The sequence below is a fragment of the Anaerocolumna sedimenticola genome (assembly GCF_009931695.1).
GTDB classification, from domain to species: Bacteria; Bacillota; Clostridia; order Lachnospirales; family Lachnospiraceae; genus Anaerocolumna; species Anaerocolumna sedimenticola.
In genome coordinates this window covers 3,809,308-3,833,255 of sequence record NZ_CP048000.1, presented here as the reverse complement: position 1 = coordinate 3,833,255, position 23,948 = coordinate 3,809,308, and the positions used below count along the sequence as shown (strand labels likewise).

Annotated in this window: 21 protein-coding genes and 3 pseudogenes; 6 read left to right on the top strand and 18 right to left on the bottom strand. The window is 33.8% G+C overall.

Features of this window, described 5'->3' with window-relative positions:
• Window positions 1-163: 163 nt before the first annotated feature.
• Complete coding sequence (locus Ana3638_RS17025) at window positions 164-1,600, bottom strand: MDR family MFS transporter (protein WP_161839105.1); 1,437 nt, start codon at window positions 1,598-1,600, stop codon at window positions 164-166.
• A 250-nt stretch (window positions 1,601-1,850) separates the two neighbouring features.
• On the opposite strand from Ana3638_RS17025, the gene Ana3638_RS17020 reads away from it, so the two are divergent.
• Window positions 1,851-2,585 carry a sulfite exporter TauE/SafE family protein gene (locus tag Ana3638_RS17020; RefSeq protein WP_161839104.1) on the top strand — a complete coding sequence of 245 codons (735 nt, stop codon included), beginning with the start codon at window positions 1,851-1,853 and terminating at the stop codon, window positions 2,583-2,585.
• 72 nt (window positions 2,586-2,657) lie between these two features.
• Here Ana3638_RS17020 and Ana3638_RS17015 read toward each other — a convergent pair whose 3' ends face one another.
• Window positions 2,658-3,461 carry an AraC family transcriptional regulator gene (locus Ana3638_RS17015; protein ID WP_161839103.1) on the bottom strand — a complete coding sequence of 268 codons (804 nt, stop codon included), beginning with the start codon at window positions 3,459-3,461 and terminating at the stop codon, window positions 2,658-2,660.
• Between the two features lie 201 nt (window positions 3,462-3,662).
• On the opposite strand from Ana3638_RS17015, the gene melA reads away from it, so the two are divergent.
• Window positions 3,663-4,985, top strand: a complete 1,323-nt coding sequence (gene melA / locus Ana3638_RS17010) for an alpha-glucosidase/alpha-galactosidase (protein WP_161839102.1) — start codon at window positions 3,663-3,665, stop codon at window positions 4,983-4,985.
• A 181-nt stretch (window positions 4,986-5,166) separates the two neighbouring features.
• Here melA and Ana3638_RS25320 read toward each other — a convergent pair whose 3' ends face one another.
• From Ana3638_RS25320 to Ana3638_RS17000, 3 genes are all read right to left on the bottom strand, one after another.
• The gene (locus Ana3638_RS25320) at window positions 5,167-5,625 is read right to left on the bottom strand and encodes an ATP-binding cassette domain-containing protein (protein WP_246241163.1); all 459 of its coding nucleotides are present in this window, start codon (window positions 5,623-5,625) and stop codon (window positions 5,167-5,169) included.
• A gap of 65 nt (window positions 5,626-5,690) precedes the next feature.
• Window positions 5,691-6,731: an ATP-binding cassette domain-containing protein gene (locus Ana3638_RS17005; protein ID WP_246240316.1), complete on the bottom strand. Its 1,041-nt coding sequence runs from the start codon at window positions 6,729-6,731 to the stop codon at window positions 5,691-5,693.
• A gap of 420 nt (window positions 6,732-7,151) precedes the next feature.
• On the bottom strand, window positions 7,152-7,316 hold the full coding sequence (locus Ana3638_RS17000; RefSeq protein ID WP_161839101.1) for a hypothetical protein: 165 nt from the start codon (window positions 7,314-7,316) through the stop codon (window positions 7,152-7,154).
• A gap of 238 nt (window positions 7,317-7,554) precedes the next feature.
• Here Ana3638_RS17000 and Ana3638_RS25785 point away from each other — a divergent pair, with 238 nt between their 5' ends.
• Genes Ana3638_RS25785 through Ana3638_RS16985 form a run of 3 tightly spaced genes read left to right on the top strand, consistent with a single transcriptional unit; the run spans window position 7,555 to window position 8,965 of the window.
• Window positions 7,555-7,986 carry a metallophosphoesterase family protein gene (locus Ana3638_RS25785; protein WP_161839100.1) on the top strand — a complete coding sequence of 144 codons (432 nt, stop codon included), beginning with the start codon at window positions 7,555-7,557 and terminating at the stop codon, window positions 7,984-7,986.
• Window positions 7,986-8,567 (top strand): metallophosphoesterase family protein, encoded by a 582-nt coding sequence (locus tag Ana3638_RS25780; RefSeq protein ID WP_161840601.1) that lies wholly within the window; start codon window positions 7,986-7,988, stop codon window positions 8,565-8,567. Before Ana3638_RS25785 ends, Ana3638_RS25780 begins: the two co-directional genes overlap by 1 nt.
• Window positions 8,498-8,965, top strand: coding sequence for a hypothetical protein (locus tag Ana3638_RS16985; RefSeq protein WP_161840600.1), 468 nt, complete (start codon window positions 8,498-8,500; stop codon window positions 8,963-8,965). Before Ana3638_RS25780 ends, Ana3638_RS16985 begins: the two co-directional genes overlap by 70 nt.
• Before the next feature lie 359 nt (window positions 8,966-9,324).
• On the opposite strand, the gene Ana3638_RS16980 is transcribed toward Ana3638_RS16985, so the two are convergent.
• Together Ana3638_RS16980 and Ana3638_RS16975 are read right to left on the bottom strand one after the other, a co-directional pair.
• Window positions 9,325-9,951, bottom strand: coding sequence for a YczE/YyaS/YitT family protein (locus Ana3638_RS16980; protein WP_202621506.1), 627 nt, complete (start codon window positions 9,949-9,951; stop codon window positions 9,325-9,327).
• Between the two features lie 144 nt (window positions 9,952-10,095).
• On the bottom strand, window positions 10,096-10,998 hold the full coding sequence (locus Ana3638_RS16975; RefSeq protein ID WP_161839099.1) for a DMT family transporter: 903 nt from the start codon (window positions 10,996-10,998) through the stop codon (window positions 10,096-10,098).
• A 488-nt stretch (window positions 10,999-11,486) separates the two neighbouring features.
• On the opposite strand from Ana3638_RS16975, the pseudogene Ana3638_RS16970 reads away from it, so the two are divergent.
• A pseudogene (locus Ana3638_RS16970) lies at window positions 11,487-12,710 on the top strand (IS256 family transposase).
• A gap of 100 nt (window positions 12,711-12,810) precedes the next feature.
• On the opposite strand, the gene Ana3638_RS16965 reads toward Ana3638_RS16970, so the two are convergent.
• The 11 genes and pseudogenes from Ana3638_RS16965 to Ana3638_RS16915 form a co-directional block, all read right to left on the bottom strand.
• On the bottom strand, window positions 12,811-13,281 hold the full coding sequence (locus Ana3638_RS16965; RefSeq protein WP_161839098.1) for a helix-turn-helix transcriptional regulator: 471 nt from the start codon (window positions 13,279-13,281) through the stop codon (window positions 12,811-12,813).
• Window positions 13,282-13,554: 273 nt separating this feature from the next.
• A complete protein-coding gene (locus tag Ana3638_RS16960) occupies window positions 13,555-13,923 on the bottom strand; it encodes a DUF1667 domain-containing protein (protein WP_161839097.1) in 369 nt (122 codons plus the stop codon).
• Between the two features lie 152 nt (window positions 13,924-14,075).
• Window positions 14,076-15,346: pseudogene (locus Ana3638_RS16955) on the bottom strand (NAD(P)/FAD-dependent oxidoreductase).
• A 66-nt stretch (window positions 15,347-15,412) separates the two neighbouring features.
• Window positions 15,413-16,867 carry an NAD(P)/FAD-dependent oxidoreductase gene (locus Ana3638_RS16950; protein WP_161839096.1) on the bottom strand — a complete coding sequence of 485 codons (1,455 nt, stop codon included), beginning with the start codon at window positions 16,865-16,867 and terminating at the stop codon, window positions 15,413-15,415.
• A 146-nt stretch (window positions 16,868-17,013) separates the two neighbouring features.
• Window positions 17,014-17,580, bottom strand: coding sequence for a glycerol-3-phosphate responsive antiterminator (locus Ana3638_RS16945; RefSeq protein WP_161839095.1), 567 nt, complete (start codon window positions 17,578-17,580; stop codon window positions 17,014-17,016).
• A gap of 157 nt (window positions 17,581-17,737) precedes the next feature.
• Window positions 17,738-18,760 carry a DUF6449 domain-containing protein gene (locus tag Ana3638_RS16940; RefSeq protein WP_161839094.1) on the bottom strand — a complete coding sequence of 341 codons (1,023 nt, stop codon included), beginning with the start codon at window positions 18,758-18,760 and terminating at the stop codon, window positions 17,738-17,740.
• A 50-nt stretch (window positions 18,761-18,810) separates the two neighbouring features.
• Window positions 18,811-19,788 carry a hypothetical protein gene (locus tag Ana3638_RS16935; protein WP_161839093.1) on the bottom strand — a complete coding sequence of 326 codons (978 nt, stop codon included), beginning with the start codon at window positions 19,786-19,788 and terminating at the stop codon, window positions 18,811-18,813.
• Window positions 19,763-20,664, bottom strand: a pseudogene (locus Ana3638_RS16930) (ABC transporter ATP-binding protein). Before Ana3638_RS16930 ends, Ana3638_RS16935 begins: the two are co-directional and overlap by 26 nt.
• A complete protein-coding gene (locus Ana3638_RS16925) occupies window positions 20,657-21,034 on the bottom strand; it encodes a GntR family transcriptional regulator (RefSeq protein ID WP_161839092.1) in 378 nt (125 codons plus the stop codon). Before Ana3638_RS16925 ends, Ana3638_RS16930 begins: the two are co-directional and overlap by 8 nt.
• A gap of 303 nt (window positions 21,035-21,337) precedes the next feature.
• Window positions 21,338-22,774, bottom strand: coding sequence for an NADP-dependent glyceraldehyde-3-phosphate dehydrogenase (locus Ana3638_RS16920; protein ID WP_161839091.1), 1,437 nt, complete (start codon window positions 22,772-22,774; stop codon window positions 21,338-21,340).
• Window positions 22,775-23,221: 447 nt separating this feature from the next.
• Window positions 23,222-23,890, bottom strand: coding sequence for an HD domain-containing protein (locus Ana3638_RS16915; RefSeq protein ID WP_161839090.1), 669 nt, complete (start codon window positions 23,888-23,890; stop codon window positions 23,222-23,224).
• Window positions 23,891-23,948: the final 58 nt, after the last annotated feature.

Sequence of the window (23,948 nt, the reverse complement as noted above, 5' to 3'; positions counted from 1 at the left end):
ATGAATTATTGATCCATTTATAAGAAAAGAGAAAAAACATGAACATTTTACTGAATAAATCCAAAGATGTGATTCTAGAAATATTATTAAGTATCTGCTTAATAAAGCTTTTCCTCCAATCCATTAAGTGTATCAGTGAATTTTTAGAAAAGCTTTTATTATGTTAAACTTCAGTTGATTTTTCAGGCAACACAACTGATAATATCAACGAAATGCCGGTTAAAACGATAAAAGTTATAAATAAAACAGACATTGAATTATTTAATGAAAGCTTTGTCTGCTCGCCACTAATTGATAAATTTTGTGCGGCAGATCCATATAAATCATTGGGATTTATATCTTTTAAACCTATTTGATTAAAATATTTAATTATATTAATGTTAAATAAATTTCCGAATACACTTACACCGATTGTTTGTCCTAACGTCTTAAGCAGAGCATTCGCTGCGGTTGCGGCACCTCTCTTTGTATAATCCACCGATTCCTGAATGATTATAGTTAACACGGTAAAAGCTCCGCCAAATCCGAATCCTATTATAAATACATATACTAATACCAATGCCAAAGGTGAATTAATCCCTAAGGTAGAAAGTAATAGCATACCTATCAGTAAAATAACTACGGATATTAAATTTACCTGCTTTTCACCGTTTTTGACTATTCTCCCGCCTAATACAAATGAAGCTAAGAGCCAGGAAAATGACATGGAAACTAAGGCTAATCCGGATACGGTAGCACTTAACCCCAGTATATTCTGCAGATATATTGGGATATATACGTTAATACCTATTAATACTGCTGCTATAAATAGACTGATACTATTAACTAAGGTACTGTTCCTGTTAAATATGTCAAAAGGTATAATCGGTTCTTTTACTCTTCTCTCTATCATATAAAAAATCAGCAGCAATATTATAGTTAACACCACAGAAAATCCAATAAATAGTTTATTCATATCCGTCGATAAAAATATGCTTAGAAATAAAATTAATGCTGCAGATAAAGTGATTACTCCTGCATAATCCAGGTTATGTTTTTTCTTATCAAAATCCTCTTTCAGACTTCTTTGCAATAATATAATGGATAATATTCCAAATGGAATATTGATAAAGAAAATCCAATGCCAGGAAAGTACATCAATTAAAGTACCCCCTAAAAATGGACCAACAAGACTGGCAATTCCCCAAACGGTTCCTAAAATTCCTTGTATCTTCGGTTTTTCTTCTATATCATATACATCTCCTACTATCGTATACGATACGGTAAATACGGCACCGGCCCCAATACCTTGAATTGCACGAAATCCAATCAACATATACATTGTTTGCGATAACCCACATAAGAAACTCCCAATTAAAAATATAATTATACCAATAGAAAGTACATTTTTTCTGCCATATAAATCAGAAAGTTTCCCGCATATTGGAGTTGATATTGCAGATGTTAATAAATAGGAGGAAAAGATTAAACTAATAATCTCAAATCCATGGAGTTCATTGGCAATAGTCGGTATCGCCGTTGTCACAACCGTACCCTCAACTGCACCTAGGAACATTGCTAACATTAACGCTATCGCTATTTTTTTCTTTCTTAAATCCATTTTTAGTACTTCCTATCAGTTATTTTTTTCTTAAGTTTGATACACCTAATGCTAAGATGCTAAATTTTACCATTCATTTTCCCTCGTTAAGTCAGCTTTAGTAATTATACTGGAATATGTATTCTTTGTCCAGTTATAATATTATGTTTAAAATATCTCTTGAAATCCATTTGGATTTACTTTAAAATATCCCATTGAGAACTACGTAACAATTTCTAAAATAATGAATATAGACAATTAGGAGCTAAAGATGCAAAATATTTTACTTTTTATTTTTACTTTATTCGCATATGTTATTAAGGCTATTACTGGTTTCGGGAATACACTAGTTATGAGTTCATTATTTTCCTTTGTAACATCAAATAGATTGACAACACCTATAGACCTTATTTTTAGCGTTCCCACTAATATTTATATAGTATGGAAAGAGCGAAAAAATCTCTCTGTTAAAGTGGTTGTTCCTTTATCCCTTATGCTGTTAGCAGGAATCGTACCTGGTACTTTTTTATTAAAGGTCGGTACAGATTGGGTATTGAAATCTACTTTAGGTATTATTATAGTTGGTCTGGGAATAGAAATGCTAACCAGGAAATCAAATGAGAATGAAATAAAAAAAACGAATCCCGTAGTTCTAATTGTTATTGGTGTTCTTTCCGGAGTATTAGCCGGACTTTATGGCATCGGAGCTCTCTTAGTATCCTATATAATTCGAACTACGGATAATAAGGGGCAATTTCGAGCTAATATCTGTTGTGTATTTTTAGTAGATAATATATTCCGGTTTTTCTTATATTTATATACCGGTATATTAAATAAAGAAATTCTACATATTGCGCTAATTCTATCGCCGGCAGTTCTAATAGGCATGATAATAGGGGTTAAAGTTGATTCAAAAATGAATGAGGAAAATGTAAAGAAATCAGTAATTGCTTTACTTATAATAAGCGGTACCATTTTATTTATTAAAAGTTATTTTAATCATTAATATAATAGATCTTTGGTTCGTTTCAAAAAACTGGTATTATCTTAACACAATATGGCTGATTAAGACAAGTTTTTATTGTACCGATTTATTTGTCCTATTCCTGTACTCTGTGGGAGTTATACCCCTCAGCTGCTTAAATGACCTGCAGAACGACGGTAAGTCATAAAATCCGCAGGATAAGGCTATTTCTGTCATGTTATATTTCGTATTACCAATCATATCTTTAGCAGCAAGGATACGATATTCAATAAGATATTTTTTCACTGAGGTATTCTTATATTTTTTAAATATTTTAAAAAGGTAAGTCCTGTCAATCCCCACATACCTTGCAATATCAGATACATTGATATCATAACTATAATTTTGCCGGATATAGGAAACGGCTTTATCCAGATAACCCAGCTCCGGAACTTTTTTTATTCTGGTTTCCGTTCTTGCTATTGTTGAAAAAACAAGATAAAACAAACCAATTAATTCATAATTATGACATCCCGGATTTTGAAATCTTTCAATCATTTTCTCCAAATAATTACTGCACTCATCCAGTTTTAAAATATTACAAACAAGATTTAATTTTGATATTCCTGCAATTTGAAGCATTTCTTCAGATTCTTCCCCGTCAAAGGCTGCCCATGCATATTCCCACGGTTCACTCTTGTCCGCTTCATAATATGTAATCTCATTCGGAAGAATTAAAAAAGCCCCGCCCTTTTTTACTTCATATACTTTATCTCCAACCTGATAGATTCCTTTTCCACTTAATATAAAATGCATTAAATAATGTGGTCTGACTGCCGGTCCGAAATAATGTCCCGGTGCACACTTTTCTTTCCCACAATAATAGATGTTAATTGGCCCCTTTATTGTATTTTTCATGATATTCTCCCAGTATTATAATTATTAATTTGACAGTTGTTAAGTTAGATCCTTGTATTTATATACCATGATTTTAGGTGCAAAAAGCAATTCCTATTTTTCAACAAAATAACAAAGATAAGGAAACAAAATTCAAAGACATTTTCTCTTACTAATTATATAATGACTTTACATTCTTAACAAGATGAAAGGAAGGTTTTTATGATTAAAATAACTTTTATGGGTGCTGGAAGCACTGTTTTTGCTAGAAATGTATTGGGTGATTGTATGTGTACCCCGGCACTTTGCGAAAGTGAAATAGCACTTTATGACATTGATGCAAAGAGACTTGAAGATTCTAAAATTATTTTGGATGCAATCAACAAAAACGAAAATCAAAGCCGTGCGGTAATTAAGACTTATTTAGGTGTAGAAAACCGTAAAGATGCGCTAAGAGATGCTAATTTTGTAGTTAACGCTATTCAGGTTGGCGGTTATGATCCCTGTACCATTACTGACTTTGAAATACCTAAAAAATTCGGCTTAAGACAAACCATAGCAGATACTTTAGGTATCGGCGGTATCATGCGTGCATTACGTACACTTCCGGTTCTTGAAGAATTTGCAAGAGATATGGAGGAAGTTTGCCCTAATACTTTATTCTTAAATTATACAAATCCTATGGCCATGTTGACTGGATATATGCAGCGTTATACTAAGATCCAGACTGTAGGACTTTGCCACAGCGTTCAGGTATGTTCCGAAGGGCTTTTAAAAGACCTTGATATGGAAGATAAATTAGAGGGCCGCAATGAGTTAATAGCCGGTATTAACCATATGGGCTGGCTCCTTGATATTAAAGATAAAGATGGAAATGATTTATATCCTGAAATTAAAAAGCGTGCTTTAAAAATGAATGCAGAAAAGAAACACAACGATATGGTACGTTATGAATACATTAAAAATTTAGGATATTACTGTACTGAATCCAGTGAACATAATTCAGAATACAATCCTCTTTTTATTAAGTCCAGATACCCTGAAATGATTGATAAATTCAATATTCCGCTGGATGAATATCCTCGAAGATGTATCAAACAGATTGCTGATTGGGAAGAAGAACGTGCCCGTATTCTTGATAACGGTCAAATCACACATAAACGTTCCCGGGAATATGCATCTTACATAATGGAAGCAGTTGTTACCAATACACCTTATAAAATTGGCGGTAATGTATTAAATACCGGTCTTATTGATAACCTTCCAGCAGATGCCTGTGTTGAAGTGCCTTGTATGATAGATGCAAGGGGAATTAATCCCTGCCATGTCGGAAGACTTCCGGTTCAATTAGCAGCCATGAATATGACTAATATTAATGTACAGCTTTTAACAATAGAAGCATGGGTAACCAAAGACCGTAACCATATCTATCACGCTGCTATGCTGGACCCTCATACTGCTGCCGAACTTAATATGGAAGATATCAGAAATATGTGTGATGAACTGATTGCAGCTCATGGGGATTATATGAAAGATTTTCAATAATTTTAACTTTTTACATGTTTAATAGCTTACTATCTTAATATAAAAGGTATGGGATTTCATTTTATAATCCCATACCTTTTATTTCGGGAAAAGTATAGTGAGCATTAGCAAGCGTGCTTGCAATAATTCGAGGGCAAAGCGTGTTTCTTCCGGTTTTACAGATAAAGTTTCTTCTGGTTATTTAAAGATCAATAATCTTAGTCGCAACATTATAACCGAACCGTTCATCATGTTCAACAAATACAATGGTAGGTTGGTAAGTTAAAATCGCTTTCTCCAGCTGCTCTCTAAAATAAACATCCATATAATTCAGGGGTTCATCCATTAAAATCAATTGATTATCCAAAGCCAATGCTCTGGCGGTTTCAATTTTTTTAACTTCACCGCTGCTGAAAGTTTCGATTGGCCGTTTTAATGTTTCAGCATCTATATCCAGACATTCGCATAGATTTTTAAACTTTTCCAACCCCGGACCATCCATAAAGAAATCTTTTGCAAAACCGGAAGTCCAGACAGGTTCCTGGAAAATTTCCGTAATACTTAAATTCTCATGGAAAGTTATATTCTCCGCAGTAATATATTTTCCCAGAATTTTAAGCAAAGTACTTTTTCCGCTGCCATTTAAGCCGCGTACCCATATCCTGTCACCGATGTTAACTTTTAATGATAGATTTTTTAATATATATTCCTTTGAATACCTGAAATTTAAATTTTAACCGATACTAGTGTTATTATTTCAGAGTTTTGCTGTTCCAGGATTAAATCCTGTACAACTTCATAGTTCTTTAATAATTCCTTTTTATTTTGTATATTTTTCTCTATAGCTAATTCAGATGCTTTTGCCTGTCTCATGAATTTAGCAGCTCTGGAACCATTCCCGCGGTTATGGGTCGCGTATGGATTCTTCTCTTTTTCAGCTGCGGCTGCCCAGTTCCTATTTTGAACAGAACGTTTTTCTAGACTGGTTATCTCCTTTTCTAACCTGACTTTAGTCCGTAATTCAAATATCTCTGTCTTATCCCTATTATCTTTCCAGGTAGAATAATTACCCTTTTCCAAAGCAATATCCGCCTTATTTATTGCCATAATATGATCGGTTACAATATCTAGAAATTGACGGTCATGGGATACTATCAAAAAGCCGGTCTTATGCTTTAAATACTCTGATAAAGTCCTCTTTCCATCCATATCCAGGTGATTTGTAGGTTCATCCAGTAAAATATATGTTTTTTTTCTTAAAAACAGTGAAATGATAAGCATTTTGGTTTTTTCTCCGCCGGATAAGGAATCAAAATCCCGCTCCAAAAGTTCTTCGGATAAATGCATCATATTCAGCTCTCTTTTTATTCTGCTTTCCATTTCAAATCCGTCAATCTGCAAATAATTTTCTAATATAGATTGATACTCTTCCAGTCTGCTTTCCATATTATCTGCCAGAATTGTTTCCATCTTATCTTCCATACTTTTTAGAAATCCAATGTTTTCTTTTATAACATCTATTGTTTTACGATAGGTTGTCATGTTAATAAATGGAAAATAAACCATATCCAATTTATTCATTATAATACCTTTGTCCGGCTTTAACTCACCCAGAAGGAGTTTTAAGAATGTTGTCTTTCCTCTTCCGTTTCGTCCTATCAGCCCTAACCGCCAGCCCGTGTCCAGGACTAAATTAACGTTATTAAATATTGGATTATAATAGTTTGTATAGTGATAACTCATTTCATTTATTATTATTTTCGACATAGATAGCCTCCTTTGATTTACCTGGCTATCAATACGATTTATAGTATTTAATCAGCCAGGTTTTATTTTGCGAAATTACTTCTCCTAATCCGAATCATCCACATCATAGATACCTCCTTCGCTTTACTTTTGTATAAATAAAAAAAGAGCCCAAGAATATAATTGGACATAAAAATAGATTCATTATACAACAAACGTACATTGATAAAACCTTTACCAACCAGAATAAAGACTTATTATCACTGTTATTATTGTATATGAACCTTATCTACGAATCCTCATTATATTCTTAACCTCTTTAATTAATGTATTTATAACATAACTATACAACTTTTTCAAACAGGTGTCAATTATATTTTATTTTCGCTCTGGGCGATAGACTTTTTTCTTTCTATCTTTTCTTTATTTTTAATCAGTTTTTTATTTTTCTTTTAAAGTATCTCTTTGTATATCTTCAAATTTGTGATTAGCAGAAGACGGAGCAGGTTCGCCGCTTACATAGTTTCGGGCAACTCTTATGTTATAATCTTCCAAACCTCTTTTTTCGTTATTCTTGTCCTTTGAACCGGACTGTTTTCCTTTCATACCCGGACCTCCATATTTTTATTATTTGTTAGGTATATCGTTTCCCCATTACCCATTAAAATATTATATACACTCTTCATGAGGTTATACGTTACATTAACCAAAAATCTGTTTCTCTTAAATTTATTGCTATTTCTTAAATTTATTGCTATTTACCCGCCCCATGTATATAATAAATATATTATCCTAAACATAAACTTCCATACAAAAGGTATGAATATAAGGAGTAAATATCATTATGAATTATAGTATAAATGAAAAGAATAAAAGAAATTTAGTGAAATTATTAACTATTTTTCTGGTTATCTTAATATTAATTTTACTTGCCCGATATTTTTATTCCCTTTATTCCAAAAAAGATAATATCCAATATTCACATAATACTTCAGATAAAAACCAAACTTTCTATGTTGCTTCCGATATTCATTACCTGTCAGAGAAACTGACTGATCATGGTGTCGCATTTGAAAAATATATATCTTCCGGTGACGGAAAACAATTAAATTATATTGATAATATCCTTAACGCGTTTATAACTGATATAAAAAAGGTTAAGCCGGATTTTCTTATTATAAGCGGTGATCTTACCAATAACGGAGAGAAAGAAAGCCATCTGGATCTGGCAGATAAATTAAAAACAATTGAAAAAACGGTACGTCAGTCTTTGTAATACCAGGTAATCATGATATTAACAATCCCTGGGCAAGACAATTTAAAGGTGAAAAACAGTACCTGGCCGATTATATCACCGACAAGGATTTCAGCAAAATATATGCTGATTTTGGTTATGATAAGGCTATATCAAGGGATGAAGGGTCTTTAAGTTACCTTGCTGCCCCAACGGATAAATTATGGCTTTTAATGCTGGATACAAATAAATATAAGGATAATATTTCTGTTGGTATACCGGCTGTGGATGGTCTCATAAAGCAAGGAACCTATGATTGGATTCAAAAGTGCCTGGAGTCAGCCAAAGAAAATGGATCTGAAGTAATTGTAGTTATGCACCATAATATTATGGATCATAGTGAAGTGATACGGGATGGTTACACTTTGAATAATCATGGTCAGGTATCCATTCTATTTAAGGAATATCAGGTACATCTGGTCCTTAGCGGTCATATCCACATTCAGGATATCTGTTCAGATCAGAAAGAAATAAATACTATGTATGATATTGCATCCGGTGCATTATCCGTATATCCTCATCATTATGGTATATTAAATATTCCTTTCGGGATAACAGCTTAAATTATAGTACCAATACAATAGCTGTAGAAAATTGGGCTAAAAACAATCATATAAAAGATAAGAACCTTTTGAATTTTAGTAACTTTTCAAAAGAATACTTTGGCAAAGCTGTATCTGCTAAAATTAACAAGTCATTACTGAATTCCGGTTATTCCGAAGCTCAGATTAAGTTAATGACTGATACCATTAAAACGTTAAATATCAGATACTTTTCAGGAACCGAAAATTTAAATGAAAAAGATTTAATTCATACAGACGGGTATAAACTATGGACGGAATTCCCTGACAGCTTTCGTAAAAGTTATATTGCAAGTATAATAAGTGATAAAGATATTTATGATAATAAATTAACGATTGATTTAAACAATAAAAACACGGATTCTGAAAGTTTAAAATAGAATAAGTTTTGTTTACCTTATCTTTACCTACATTTAACAATAACTGGATAGTTTTATGCTATATGCAATGCTATTCTGAATGTATAAGATAATTCTTTTCCATGTAAATTTTTATCCATAGGTAAAGGGGTGAGGAATATGACTATTCTCTATTTTATTTTTCTTATACTATTATCCGTTTTTATTGGTTGTTCCTATAAAATTCATACAATAAGGGTAGGTTCTAAGTATATGGATTCCTATCGATGGTTTGTAAAAATTCTCAAATAAAAACCTATGAAAAATTATACGTAAAAATGGCAAAAAATCCATGAAACGCTGTTAGGCAAGGACTTGGCCTTACAGCGTTTCATGGATTTTTAATCTTGTGTTACAGTCTTTTTACCATTTAACATTGGTACAGCCACATGCTCAATAAACCATTGAATTACAGGTCCCATAAAAAATGCAGTAAGCAGTGTTCCAATACCAATAGTTGCTTTGAATATAAAGCCAATAATAACACAGATTACATCTGTACTGATTCTGCAAATACGAAAGGTTATCGGTGTTTTCTTAGAAAGAATCAGTGCCATGGCATCATAAGCAGATACCCCTAAGTCAGCAGTAAAATATAATGATGCTCCAAAACATAATAAAATCAATCCAAACAACAATAATAATACTCTCACCCATAGGGGTTCATTATGAAAAATGAGCGCTAATAAATCCATTGTAATCTGCCCTACAAAACCAACTCCAAACAAATTAAAAATGGTTGCTATCCCTATGTAATGCTTATCTATAAAAAATACAAGTACCAGACATATACCAGTAACCATAGGATAAATACTTCCATATTCTAATCCAAAAATATTACCGATACCGGTTACAAATACAGTAAAAGGATCTGCTCCCAATACTGCCGTATTAAAAATCCCTACACAAATTCCACTGATTGTGACACCAATTAATGCCATTAAAATTCTTTTCATTTTCTTTTGCATGCCTAACTCCTAACATATTGTCTTAATCCATCGGGTCTCAATTTTACCATTCACTGCTATTTTCTGATTCTGGCCTTCGTCTCAATTTTAACGACGTAACCTTTCCTATTATACAACGAATAATTATAAAACTCTATGGCTGATTTATACATTTTTCATAATATCAGCGTTTGATTTAGAGTCAGAAGTTACAAAATATGTTCCAGCTAACATAAATAAAAAAGCGATGGTAAAAGTTATCGTTGGTGTTTCTTTAAGAAAGATACAAGATAAAATAACACCAATAAAAGGAGCACAAGCATAATAAGTACTTGTTATAACTGCACCAAGTTCCCTTTGGGCATAAACATAGAAAAAAATACTTAATCCATAAGATAGGAAGCCAATTATTAATGCAAGAAGCATATATTTAACATTTACTAATTGCTCACCAATCAGTAATGCAATTACGAATGAGCCAAATCCTGAACCGAACCCTTTTATAACTACAATTTGCATTGGATCTTTGGATGAAAGCATCCTGGTACAGTTATTTTCTAAGCCCCAGCATAGGCAAGCTAAAATTACAGACAAAGAGCCGGCTGAAAAAGAGAAACTGCTGCTATCAACAAAAGAAAGCAGCATACTGGATAGGGTTATTAACCCAATTGCAATCCAAAGCTTTTTATGAATAGTTTCATGGAAAAATAATAATGCAATCAAAGATGTAGATATTATCTCGAAGTTATTTAAAAGTGATGCATTTGCAGAAGTCGTTTTGGTTAAACCAATCATTAATAATATTGGTGCTGCAATATCTAAGATAATCATTCCAAGCGTATAGGGAGTTTCTTTTTTGGATAATTTTTGCTCCTTATAAGTTCGGCTGAATTTTAAACGGAAGAATCGTAACATACTCATCCCTATTCCGGCACCCAGATATAAAAAAGAAGCCATAATTGTTGGCGGTATATGCTGTAAAAGTAATTTTGAGACAGGAGCACTTCCGGCATAAAGTACAGCAGCTAAAATTGCCCATAAAATGGATATTTTTTGTTTACGGTTCATAGGGTTGTCTCCGATTTCACTATATCCCCCTGGGGGGTTATTATAAATATACTACCATAAATTATTACATTTGTAAACGGAAGCAGAAATATTATATGTATTTCACAAAATAAAACAATTACTGATAAACGAAAACCCTAAGCTTATATTTCCTTTTTTAAGCTTAGGGTTTTTAAAGCAGTTAATCAAATAACTGTAATATGATATTTTATTAGAAATTTAGTTAAGTATAAACGATTACTATTATATTTCATCCAATGTTCGCATACTTTTATTCATTCGAAACATACAGCATCCTGCAAGTCCCAGTATACCTAAAAAAATATAGAGTAAAGCAATCCCACTGCCGGCCCTTTACCAACGATAACTTCAAAGAATGTGAGAGTATGAAACTTTTTCTGTGAATTGAATATTTAAAGATTATATAGGTCTTCTATGATAAAATATTATTATCAAGGAGGCCTATTACTATGGCAAGAGAAAAGAAAATGATTCACAAGGTACAAATGACAGATGGAAAGAAAGCTCTTATCCACCAGCTTCTTCAGGAGTATGACATTGAGACGGCTGAAGACATCCAAGATGCGCTCAAAGACCTTCTCGGAGGAACCATCAAAGAAATGATGGAAGCAGAAATGGATAACCACTTGGGTTATGAACGGTCAGCTCGTTCAGACAGTGACAATGCAAGAAATGGTTATAAGTCAAAGAAAATCAATAGTAGTTACGGAAGTTTTGAAATTGATGCTCCTCAGGATAGGCTATCTTCTTTTGCACCACAGGTTGTCAAAAAGAGGCAAAAAGATATCTCTGGCATCGAACAGAAGATTATCTCCATGTATGCTAAGGGAATGACAACTTCACAGATATCGGAAACATTGGAGGATATTTATGGCTTTGAAGCATCCGAAGGTTTTATTTCGGATGTAACCGATAAAATACTGCCACAGATTGAAGATTGGCAGAATCGCCCTTTATCAAGTATGTACCCTATCATTTTTATCGATGCTATTCACTTTTCAGTCCGAGAGGATGGTCTTGTAAGAAAACTGGCAGCATACATAGTTCTTGGAATCAATGAAAACGGAATGAAAGAAGTTCTGACCATTGAAGTTGGCGAAAACGAGACCAGCAAATATTGGTTAAGTGTCCTTAATAGCCTTAAAAACCGTGGAGTACAGGATATTCTGATTCTCTGCTCTGATGGACTTTCAGGCCTGAAGGAAGCTATTGCTACGGCATATCCAAAAAACAGAGCATCAGCGTTGCATTGTGCATTTAGTTCGTAACACCCTGAAATATGTGGCAAACAAAGATATGAAATCATTTGCAAAAGACCTCAAAACAATCTACACCGCCCATGATGAAAAGGCTGCTTTAAAGCAACTGGAGGAAGTTCATAAAAATGGAGTCCACAGTATCCAAATTCCATGAAGCGTTGGTTTGATAACTGGGATGTGATTTCACCTATTTTTAAGTTTTCCGTTGATGTCAGAACTGCCTTCTACACGACAAATTCCATAGAATCACTTAATTCATCCTATCGTCGCCTAAACCGCCAGAGAAGCGTATTTCCAAGCTCTCAGGCACTTCTTAAGGCACTTTATTTAGCGACCTTTGAATCCACCAAGAAATGGACAATGCCGATTAGAAATTGGGGTAAAGTTAGAGGTGAACTGGCAATAATGTTCCAGGATAGAATTCCTGACTAATATAATAGCGGCGAGAGGTTTTGGTACCTCTCGCCGTGAATTCCGATACGACAGCTTGGATTTTGTATCTCCACCAAACTGGAATTTGTTTAAATCAATATTATTTATAATCGAACATTTTCATATAAATATCATATGCGGAAGTACACTCTTCTTCTGATAACCCCGTTTCATTCACAAGATAAGTTATGGCTTCTTGTTTATCTTCAAATCTTTGTAATAACAAAGTTATTTCCGAAATTCTCTTTAATGAATTATGAAACTCGTCAAAAGTTATCTCTTTGGAAGTGGTATCATATAACCTATGTTCCAACAAAATAAGAAGATTGTCATCTGCAACATTTTTATAATTTTCATTACAAACAAATTCACCAGCAAATAATTCATTGATAGATATTTGTAGTATATCACAAAGTAATCTATATAAGCTTGCATCAGGTAAACAAACTCCATTTTCCCAATTTGAAACAGAACGGTCTGTCACACCTAATTTTTCAGCTAATTCCAATTGTGTCATTTTTTTTCTTTTTCTGCATTCTGCAATAAATGTTCCAATTTTCTTTTGATTCATATTTCATCAACTCCTTTTCTAATCGTAATTATATACTATAAAAGTTGATATAAACACGAAATAAACCTTGAATAAAGCACCGACAAATTCAAAGTTTCTGTTTCCTACCAAATTCTGCAATTTTATGAAATAAGCATAGCATAAAAACTTGACAATAACAAGTTATGTGCGATAATAACAAAAGCAGATGACTCTAAACTATAAGCCACCTGCCGTCTAAATCAAATCATAGAAGACACTATTTACAGAGTTTTTTTCATACGCTCAAGAATGTCATGCCGCCCTATCAATATTTTTTGTAATTATGATATCGGCACCCGTACCTGCAACATTTTTAATTACTTTATCTCCTATATGTACCGGAGCATTTATCGTACAGGATTTTATTGCTTCCATGCATTCATTTATTTTATCTTTTGGTATGTCTTTACTTGTTTTTACGGAAACCATGGGCACGGCACCATTTATTATCCGGACCGATGAGGTGACAATCCTTGTTGGATTCGTTATTTCTTTTCTTGCATATTCATCTCCGATTTTACAGGAATTTCCTTTTACATTTATAATTAACCCGTTTTGCATCTCCACATGAATCATACAGCCTAATGGGCAACCGATACAGATTAAATCTTTGTTTTCCATAATACCACTCCAATCTTGTTTTATACTTGTGTTATAATTATTTTATACCTGTGTTTTAGTAATTGAGAATTTTTCAATTCTAAATTCTGATTGTATCTCATTAATCTTTATTTCATCTTCTTGTCAATCTGATGCATAATAATCAAGAATCATTATTCTTCAATTCTCAAAGATATTTTATTTAAGGAAGGAAAAGAAAATAAATCCTGTTTTTTAAGTTTGATTTCTTCCATTTCACCAGGTGCCATAATTTTCTTTTTTCTTTTTACAATAAGCTTGTCATTATAATAAACACTTACATTTTTATTTTGATAGACATTGTCCACTCGAAAACGAACTGTTAAGATTTCTTCCATTTTCTCAGGGTTTAAATATTGGGGTACTGTGTACCGTACTCCACTTTCCGGAATAAGAGTAATAATCTCTCCGTTCACGGTATCAGGCTGCGAATTAAGATATTTCACAAATTCTGCGGCATTTCTTCCTGCTATCCCTGCTTCTTCCGAAACATAATCAACCAGGTCATGTACATGTAACACATTACCGCAGGCAAATACTCCCTTTCTGTTAGTTTCCAGTCTTTCATTTACGATTGGCCCGGAGGTAACAGGGTCAAGTTTAATGCCCATACTTTGTGAAAGTTCATTTTCCGGTATTAATCCAACCGATAATAAAAGGGTATCACAGGAAATATACTCCTCCGTACCTGGTATCGGCTTTCGGTTTTCATCTACTTTCGCTAACGTAACACCTTGAATACGCTCTTTTCCATCAATATCTATAATCGTATGATTTAACTTAAGTGGTATATGATAGTCATCCAGGCATTGGACTATATTTCTCTTTAAGCCGCCGGAGTAAGGCATTAATTCTGCCACCACCTTAACGGTTGCCCCCTCTAACGTCATTCTTCTGGCCATGATTAATCCAATATCTCCCGAACCTAAAATGACAACTTCTTTTCCCGGCATAAGTCCCTCGATATTCAGTAAATGTTGAGCCGTACCAGCAGAAAAAATACCTGCCGGACGGTATCCTGGTATATTAAGTGCTCCTCTTGCTCGTTCACGGCATCCCATAGCTAATATGACAGCCTTTGCATTTAGGATGAATAAGCCCTCTTCTTTGTTCATTGCAGTAATCTGTTTCTCTTCATTTATATCAATAACCATAGTATTCAGCTTAAATTCGATATTTAAGTCTTTAACCATGGTAATAAATCTGTCCGCATATTCCGGTCCGGTGAGTTCTTCTTTAAAAGTATGCAGGCCAAAACCATTATGAATGCATTGATTTAATATCCCCCCAATTCTTTATCACGTTCCAGAATTAATATGCTGTTGCAGCCGCTTTTTGAAGCTGCAGTGGCTGCCGCGAGACCTGCAGGGCCGCCCCCAATAATGATAATATTATAATTTTTCATATAAGCTGTTTCCTCTTTCACAATATTTTCCATTCAAACCAACCTCCATCTGCCAGATTACCCGGTCTACCTTTCCGTCTCCTCATCAGTTTTTAATAGAATGTAAGATTTACCGCCGCATTTTGTAATATCCTTACTATCAACATGAAGTTCTCTCGCAAGAATTGACATGGTTTTTGGTAGACAGAAGCCGGCTTGACACCTTCCGGATCCAGCTCTGGTTCTTCTTTTAATGCCATCAAGGGTTACGGCACCAAGAGGACGATTTATGGCATCCATAATTTCTCCTTCTGTTACCGTTTCACACCGGCATATCACATTGGCATATGCCGGATTTTTTTTAATTAATTCTTTCCTCTCCCCATAAGTTAAAGATGATAAATTAATTACACCTTTTCTATGACCGATAAAATTATTCTTTTTCATGGCAGGTAATATCTGTAACACCATTTTTTCTACAAATCTGCCTATTGCAGGTGCCGAAGACAAACCTGGTGATTCTATTCCCGCTACATCAATAAATCCGGGAGCATCTTTCACTTCTTCTATAATAAAGTCGTCCTGTTCCGCATGGGCGCGAAGTCCGGCAAAGGACGTTATAATTTTATTTAACGGCAGCTGATTAACGCTTTTCTTTGCTTTTTCTATCACTTCATTCAGGGCATCCGCAGTTGTATTAATCATTTCCTTATCCTGTATATCCAAAGCGGTTGGTCCGATCAGAAGATTTCCATGAATGGTTGGAGTTACTAAGACTCCTTTCCCGAATTTATTCGGCAGTTGAAAAATGGTTTTATCTACATAATCCCCAACTGCTTTATCCATAAGACAGTATTCTCCTTTTCTTGCCGTGATGTGCATCTTATCCTCACTGACCATATTATGAAATTTATCCGCATACACTCCGGCAGCATTAATTACAATTTTAGTGGTAAACTCACCTTGGTTTGTTTTTAATCTGTAATAATTTTCATATGTAGATTCCATAATTTTTATAATATCCATAACTTCCGTATTCAGTTTAAATTCCGTACCATTGGTATATGCATTTTCCGCAAGTGCTATGGTTAAATTAAATGGACAGACGATACCTCCTGTTGGTGCATATAATGCAGCACAGACCTCATCAGAGATATTTGGTTCCAGCTTTTTAATTTCTTCTTTTTCAAGGATTTTAAGACCGGTTACGCCATTTTTCAGACCGTTATTAAACAGCTTTTCCAGCTGTTCCCGTTCCTCTTTGTGAAAGCATAAAACCAGAGAACCATTTCTTCGGAAAGCAAAATCCAACTCATGTGATAAGTCTTCCATTAGCTTATTTCCTTCCACATTAAGCTTTGCTTTCAAACTGCCTGGTTTAGCATCGTATCCCGCATGTACGATTGCGCTGTTGGCTTTTGATGTACCCTCGCACACATCACTCTCTTTCTCTAATACAAGAATTTTAAGCTGATACCTGGATAACTCTCTTGCTATTGCACATCCGATTACCCCTGCGCCTATGATAATTACATCCTGCATATGTTTTTCCTCCTAAAAAGGCATAAAAAAAAGCAAGCAAACAACACCTTAAAAGATATTGTATTTGCTTGACTCCAATTCTCATGCAATAATTATTTACTTAGTTTAGTTATAACATATCTCCAGATAAATTTCAACTGCTTTTTTTACATAAACCAGACCTCCGGATTGGTGGAGGAAATGGAGACTGCTCCGGCAGACAAGGCAGAAATTACATCTTCTTTATCCGATATTAAACCTCCGGCAATTACCGGTACATTGGCCATACTGCTGATACGCTTAATCACCTTGGGCATTACGCCAGGCAATATTTCTATGAAATCCGGTTTTACCGTCTCACTTTGCTTTTTTATATGTTCAAAAGCCATGGAATCGATTACAAAGAACCGAAACACGGTAAACAGACCCAGTTCTTTGGCGTGTTTTATCAAAGCCTGCCTGGTTGAGATAATTCCGTCTGCTTTGGTATTATTTTTTATAAAATCTATTGCAATTTCTTTCGAACTAAGGCCTCCTATTAAATCAATATGAATAATTGCAATACGTCCGCTTTCTTTAATTGTTCTTATAATATCCGTTATCGTCAGGATATCTCCGAATAAAACAAATATGATTTTACTTTCGGATTCCAGACATCTTTTTAATCCGTCATAATCTTTGATGGCTGCAATAATCGGACATTCATCCATCATATCCATAAAACTCTTGTTCATACTAGCATTCCCCTTCCGGTCAATTTTAAATCCAATTAATTATAACATAAATCTGAAGGAATTTTAATAACTTTATTAACTGTGTTAAAATAAAAAACATAAAAAGCTTCTTCTGCCGCGAAAGACAGGTAAGAAGCTTTTTAAATCCGGTATGATATTATTCTTCCGTTATTGATAATGCCGTTTTAACAAAGTCCGGTATCCGATCTTTTTTAAATAAATATGAATCCTGAGCTTTATTTCCATACTCATCTTGAATAAATGTAACTGTAACATCAATATATTGATTTGCCTCAATAAAGGCAACATTATTCCAATAGTAATTATTTGGTACCAAAGCGGCAAATATCTCTTTTATCTGTGTTTTATCTGTATATGATGCGGTAACACCGGTAGATGTTTTTGAACTGCTTTTCAGATCCATTCGATTTTCATCCGCTAGCCCATTATTTGTTATTACTATTTCATCAATATTATTTTCATCCAGAACATCCTCTGCTTTAAATCCATGATTTTTTAAAAACTCTATCGTTTTAACACAGGATGGATATATCTTATATTCAGACCTGTCATCTTTAAATTCAAATATAATCCTCGCAAGAGGAACCGTATCTCTTATCTCATCTAACGTAAGATTATTAAGTTCTTCTTTAAAAATATCAAGTAATTGCTGTTTTTCTTCCTTACTTAAACTGAATTTTTTATACTCGAGTTCATTATCGCAGGATATGGACAAGATATCCTGGAGTTTCCATTTATTTATTGGGTAATGTCCATCCTTAAAATCTCTGCTTGCATAAAGATTTTTTAATCTGTCATAATTGTCCTTTGACTTTAGTTGATAGGTTCTATAAACTTTCCTTCCGTTCTTTAAATTATATTTGATATAATAAGTGCAGCCCTGCTGTCCGTCCGTTTCTTTTAACGGATTTTTTATACCTTGTTCTGCCAATTGATAGGCAACGGTAATATCAGTTAATTTCATATTTTTTAATTGATAACTGATACTGTCACTTCTCCTTATATCAGCCAAGTAATAATTTATATCATCATCCATACCGGTTAGGGCTGCACTTACGCTCTCTATTTTATCTTTATCCGGAATGTAGGAATCAAATCTAAATACATCAAATTTAAAAATTCCTGCGATAAATAAAACAGTGACCGCACAAATTATCATATGGTTTTTATTATGAAATGCACAGCGGATATCAAAATTATAAATAATCTCTATAATTGCGTAGGATAGCAGGAAAGAAAATACCAGGCCAAATAACCACCAGCCATCCCACCTTTATAGGAGATTTCCCTGAAAATAATACCTCCTCCTAATGTTACAGGGATGACAAGTAAAAATTTGATGATTGGTTTGGATATGGAAAAGGCCATTGCTTTTCCCGCAGCTTCCGACGGACGTTTTTGATATAGAAATAAAGCAAAGCCTATCATTAGAACCGTAACTACAACAGCACTGGTTATATTAAAAAATACATCTTTATTTAGTACCTTGTTTATTTTTTGTACGGCCTCAACATAACTTCCGAGAGGGGATAAGAATAAAAATTCCGATTCAAAATTCCTTGAGTAATATGTTTTAAAAAAATCACTAAAATATATTTCCTTAATCAGTTTAACCATTGGACCATACAATATAAATACAGCAGCTCCAATACAGTTGATAATAAAATTACCCGTTAACATAGCCGCAATTACTAAAAGCGTATAAATCAAACAGTAATATAGAAAATTCACAACCAGTGCTGATAAAGCAATAGCAAAAATGGAACTGCTCATAAATCCGTTTATCTGTAATACGATAAAACACAATAAAAGATTAAAGATATAAGGTACAATATAGATCAATATTCCGTTCAAATAACACGCAGCAAACATAGTTTCCCGCCTTATTGGAATACTATGAAATAAATCTACTTTCTTTTTTGAATGCAGATAGAAAAAACTGCTTAAACCGCAGATTACGGCTCCGGCAATTGTAATCATTATAAGCAATACTGACTGGGATTCCAGTAAGTTTGTTAAGGAATTAATAATATATGTGCGGGATATAACATCTCTGTAATTTCCCACTATAATAGCACAGGCAACAGGAAGAAAGAGGAAAAGAACCAGGGAAGCCAGAGCTATGGTCCATATTCTCCTTTTTAAATCTTCTTTTAAAAGCTTAGAAAATAAGTTTCTTGATATCATAACCGACTACCTCCGTTTCACTGATAAATATTTCTTCCAGAGTTAATGGAAGAACCTCTGCAAATATCGGGTTAACACTTTCAATCCTTTTTGTAATTTCTTCACCGGCTCCCCTAACCGTTATGGTATAAAGGGAACCCTTTTATCAACCTTTAAAACTTCCACACCCTCAAAAACATCATTAACATTCTCTTCTTTTTGAAATACACATTGTATCTTGTGGATACTTAATTTCATATCAAATAAATCCTTTGAAAATAAAATTCCGCCTTTATGAAGCAGCCCTACATGATCACAGATATCCTCCAGCTCACGTAAATTATGGGAAGCAATTACCGGTGTCATATTCCGGTCTGACATTTCTTTCGCAAATATACTTTTAACAGCCTGCCGCATAACGGGATCTAAACCGTCAAAGGTTTCGTCACAAAAGATATACTTTGTATTTGCACATACCCCGCAGATAACGGATACTTGTTTTTTCATACCTTTAGAAAAGGTATTTATTTTTCGCTTGGGATCTAGATCAAATTGTTTCATCATAGTGTCAAACCGTTTCTCATCAAAGTTTCTATAACAAATCCTATAAAACTTTTTCATATCATCCGGTGTGGCGTTGCTAAAAAAGTACTGGTCATCCGATATGTAGAAAAATAATTCCTTTGCCTGGGTATTTTCATATACTTCAAAACCATCCACTTTAACAGAACCGGTATCCGGTTTTAAAATACCGCATAATATTCGTAAGAAAGTACTTTTTCCTGCTCCGTTGGTTCCGATTAGACCAAATACATTACCTTCTCTTATGGAAGCAGTAATTTGATCTACAGCAATAATCTTATCAAATCGTTTTGTTACATTTAACGCTTCAATCATGTTTAATTACCTCCTCAAAGCCCTCATCTAATTTATTCATAAATTGTTCCCTCTTTATGCCTAACTCTTTTCCTTTTTTAACTAACAATAACAACTCCTCTAAAAGTTCTTCTTTTTTACGTTCTATCAGATTACCGTTGGCTGCTATAAAACTACCTCTGCCTTTCACGGAATAGGTAAAACCTCTTCTCTCTAATTCTGTATATGCTTTCTGGATGGTATTCGGATTAATGGATAAATCCATGGACAGATTCCTTACGGAGGGCAGCTGAGAATCAGGTTCCAAGACTCCTCTTAATATTAAATCCTGAAATCGTTCCACTATCTGTTCATATATAGGTCTGCGGTCTTTGTAGTCAATAATGATCATAAAGGCTCCTTTCTTTTTTTATATTTAAAATTACCACAATGAAAAACGAACGGGTACAAATAGCTTTCTATAAACTTCACATAACCTCTTATTCTCTTTTATACTGTTTATTTAAATATATTTTATTTATTATATATACTATGTCGTGCGTACTATTCTTATTAGTACACTTAGTATAAAGATTTCTACCAAAAATGTCAAGTATAAAAATAAGCTGTAACATAATAGCTTTCTATACCTGTCAAAAATCCTTAATAACAAGTATAGTTCCTATTAGTTACAGCCTATTAAGAAATTATTATTTTAATGACTTAAATTTATTACGGTTGCTTTTACTCTTGTCATTGCTTCGATGGAATAACGGATACCCTGTGTTCCGATCCCTGATTTTTTAACTCCTAAAAACGGGAAATGATCCGGTCCACGCTCTGTTTTATTATTTACCTGAACTGTACCTACTTCCAGTCTGCTGGCTACATGAAATGCATCATGCAAATTCTCCGTAAATACGGAACTCTGTAGTCCATATTCGGATTGATTTGCCAAATCCACGGCTTCATCTATACTATTAACACGAAGAATTGGTAAAACCGGTCCAAAAGGTTCTTCCCAGGCAACTCTCATATCAGTGGTTACATAATCAAATAAGGTTGGGTAAATGAGGTTACCTTCTCTTTCTCCGCCGTATATTAATTGGGCACCTTTTGCTTTTGCGTCTTCAATTAAATCCCAAACATAATCTGCAGCTTTAGTATTAATTAAGGGAACGATATCTACCTGTTTTTCTAAAGGGTTACCGACTTGTAATTTTTGAATTTCTTCTTTTAAATGGGAAATTAATAAATCAGCAACTTCATTTACAACCAGAATCCGCTTTACAGCGGTACAACGCTGCCCGGAATAAGAAAAGGCTCCGGCGATTATATTTTTTGCGGCAAAAGCCAAATCGGCATCTTTTAGAACAATTGCAGCATCTTTACCGCCTAATTCCATAAGTAAAGGAACCATGTGGGCTTTTTCAGAAATACCTATACCAACTTCCGTACTTCCGGTAAAATTAATAAAATTTATGTCAGGATGAGTTACCACATAATCTCCGATTTCACTTCCGTTGCCTGTAATAATGTTTAAAACTCCCTCCGGCAGCCCAGCTGCTTTAAATATGTTAACCAATTCAATTCCACATAAACTTCCGGTAGTAGCCGGTTTAAAAATAACCGTATTACCTGCTATAAGTGCCGGAGCAATCTTTGAGGTTGCAAGATTGATGGGATAATTAAAAGGTGATATGGCAAGAACAACTCCCACTGGTTCTCTGGTAACCACAGCAAATTTTTCTTTATTAAATCCGGAAAAAGTATCTCCCTGAATACTTTCACCATGTATACTTTTAGCTGTATCTGCAGTAAAACGGATAAAATCTGCAGTTCTTGTTATTTCAGAACCTGCGCTTTTTCTATCTTTACCTACTTCTCTCACTAATAATTCCGTAAGCCTGTCTATATGTTCCAACAGGATATTGGCAGCTTTGTATAAAATTTCTGCCCGTTCATTCAGAGGTACATTTCTCCAGGAGGGGAAAGCTGCTTTTGCCGACTGAATTGCCCGATCGACCTCCTCTTGATTCAACGCCGGCACTTTTCCTATTACCGAATTATCTAGTGGGGATGTAATCTGTATATATTGGCGATTCTCATTTTTATCCATTAAGTCATTAAAATTATAACTATTATTGCTCATTTTGTGTCTCCTTTCCTTATGCAATATATATAGCCATTACTATTATATATGAAGTAATATATTTGCTATGAATAGTATTCAGAATAATAACAAATTTATAAGTAATTTGGCTTCTAATATAAAATATAATATTGGGCAGTGCAATAAATTAATATGATTAATTTATATGGTGAAATAAATATATAAGATGAAATAAATATAAAGCGAAATAACTTTATATACTGGTAAATTAATTTGTACTTTTTATTTCTGTGATTTCACAGCAACTTAATTAAATATCGTTTCTTTGCTGTTATGGTTATCTTAATAAAAATAGAATGGATTGTATGTGATTTAGTCACTTACAATCCACTCTATTTTTATTATGCAAATATTATAAAAACTTAAACTATAGTCGAAAACTATCTTATCTCATAGTATTAGTTAATCTAATTGATTCATGTATAATTATATAAACAATCGTTCAATAGTCTGTTCCACCTTATAACACTGATTTATTTCATTTTTCAATTCACAAACAAAAACATCTGCAATTTCTTTTCTCATATGTGCAATTTCTTTTGCTCTATCAGTGTACATTTTTTCACTAACCCTGCTTAACACAGAATCATAATATTCTAAGAAATGTCCACCCGCACAAGTAGACTTATCCATAATGCAGTATAGCGGCATGTTCATCTTACCAATTGACATCAATGCCCGTGAAATCCCCATTGTTCCTGTAAAATCCAGTTTATCAGCATCGAACAGAATCTTACCTTCAATCGTAGTCGGTTCAACATTATCGCTCTGTCTGTGGGAACGAATACATTCAGAAATCCACAAAGCTCTTCTCCTGTCATACTTACTATTAATTAGGAACTCATATGCCATATCTGCACCAATAGCCGCATGGGATCTGTTTTGCTCAGATTCATATCTTCTACCAACATCATGTAAAACAGCTGCCAAGTAAACTATCTCAGCATCTGCGACTTCAGATTGAACGATATCCATAGCCATAAACAAAACCCGATAAACATGATTTATATCATGCGAAGAATCCAGCTTCATATGATTCCGCATATATTCTTCAGCTAATAAGCAAATTTTCTTATTCAAAACCTTATTATGCAAGTTCATCCTCTCCTGGTGTAATAAATTGGATTTTCTGAATTATTCAATATTTGATTAT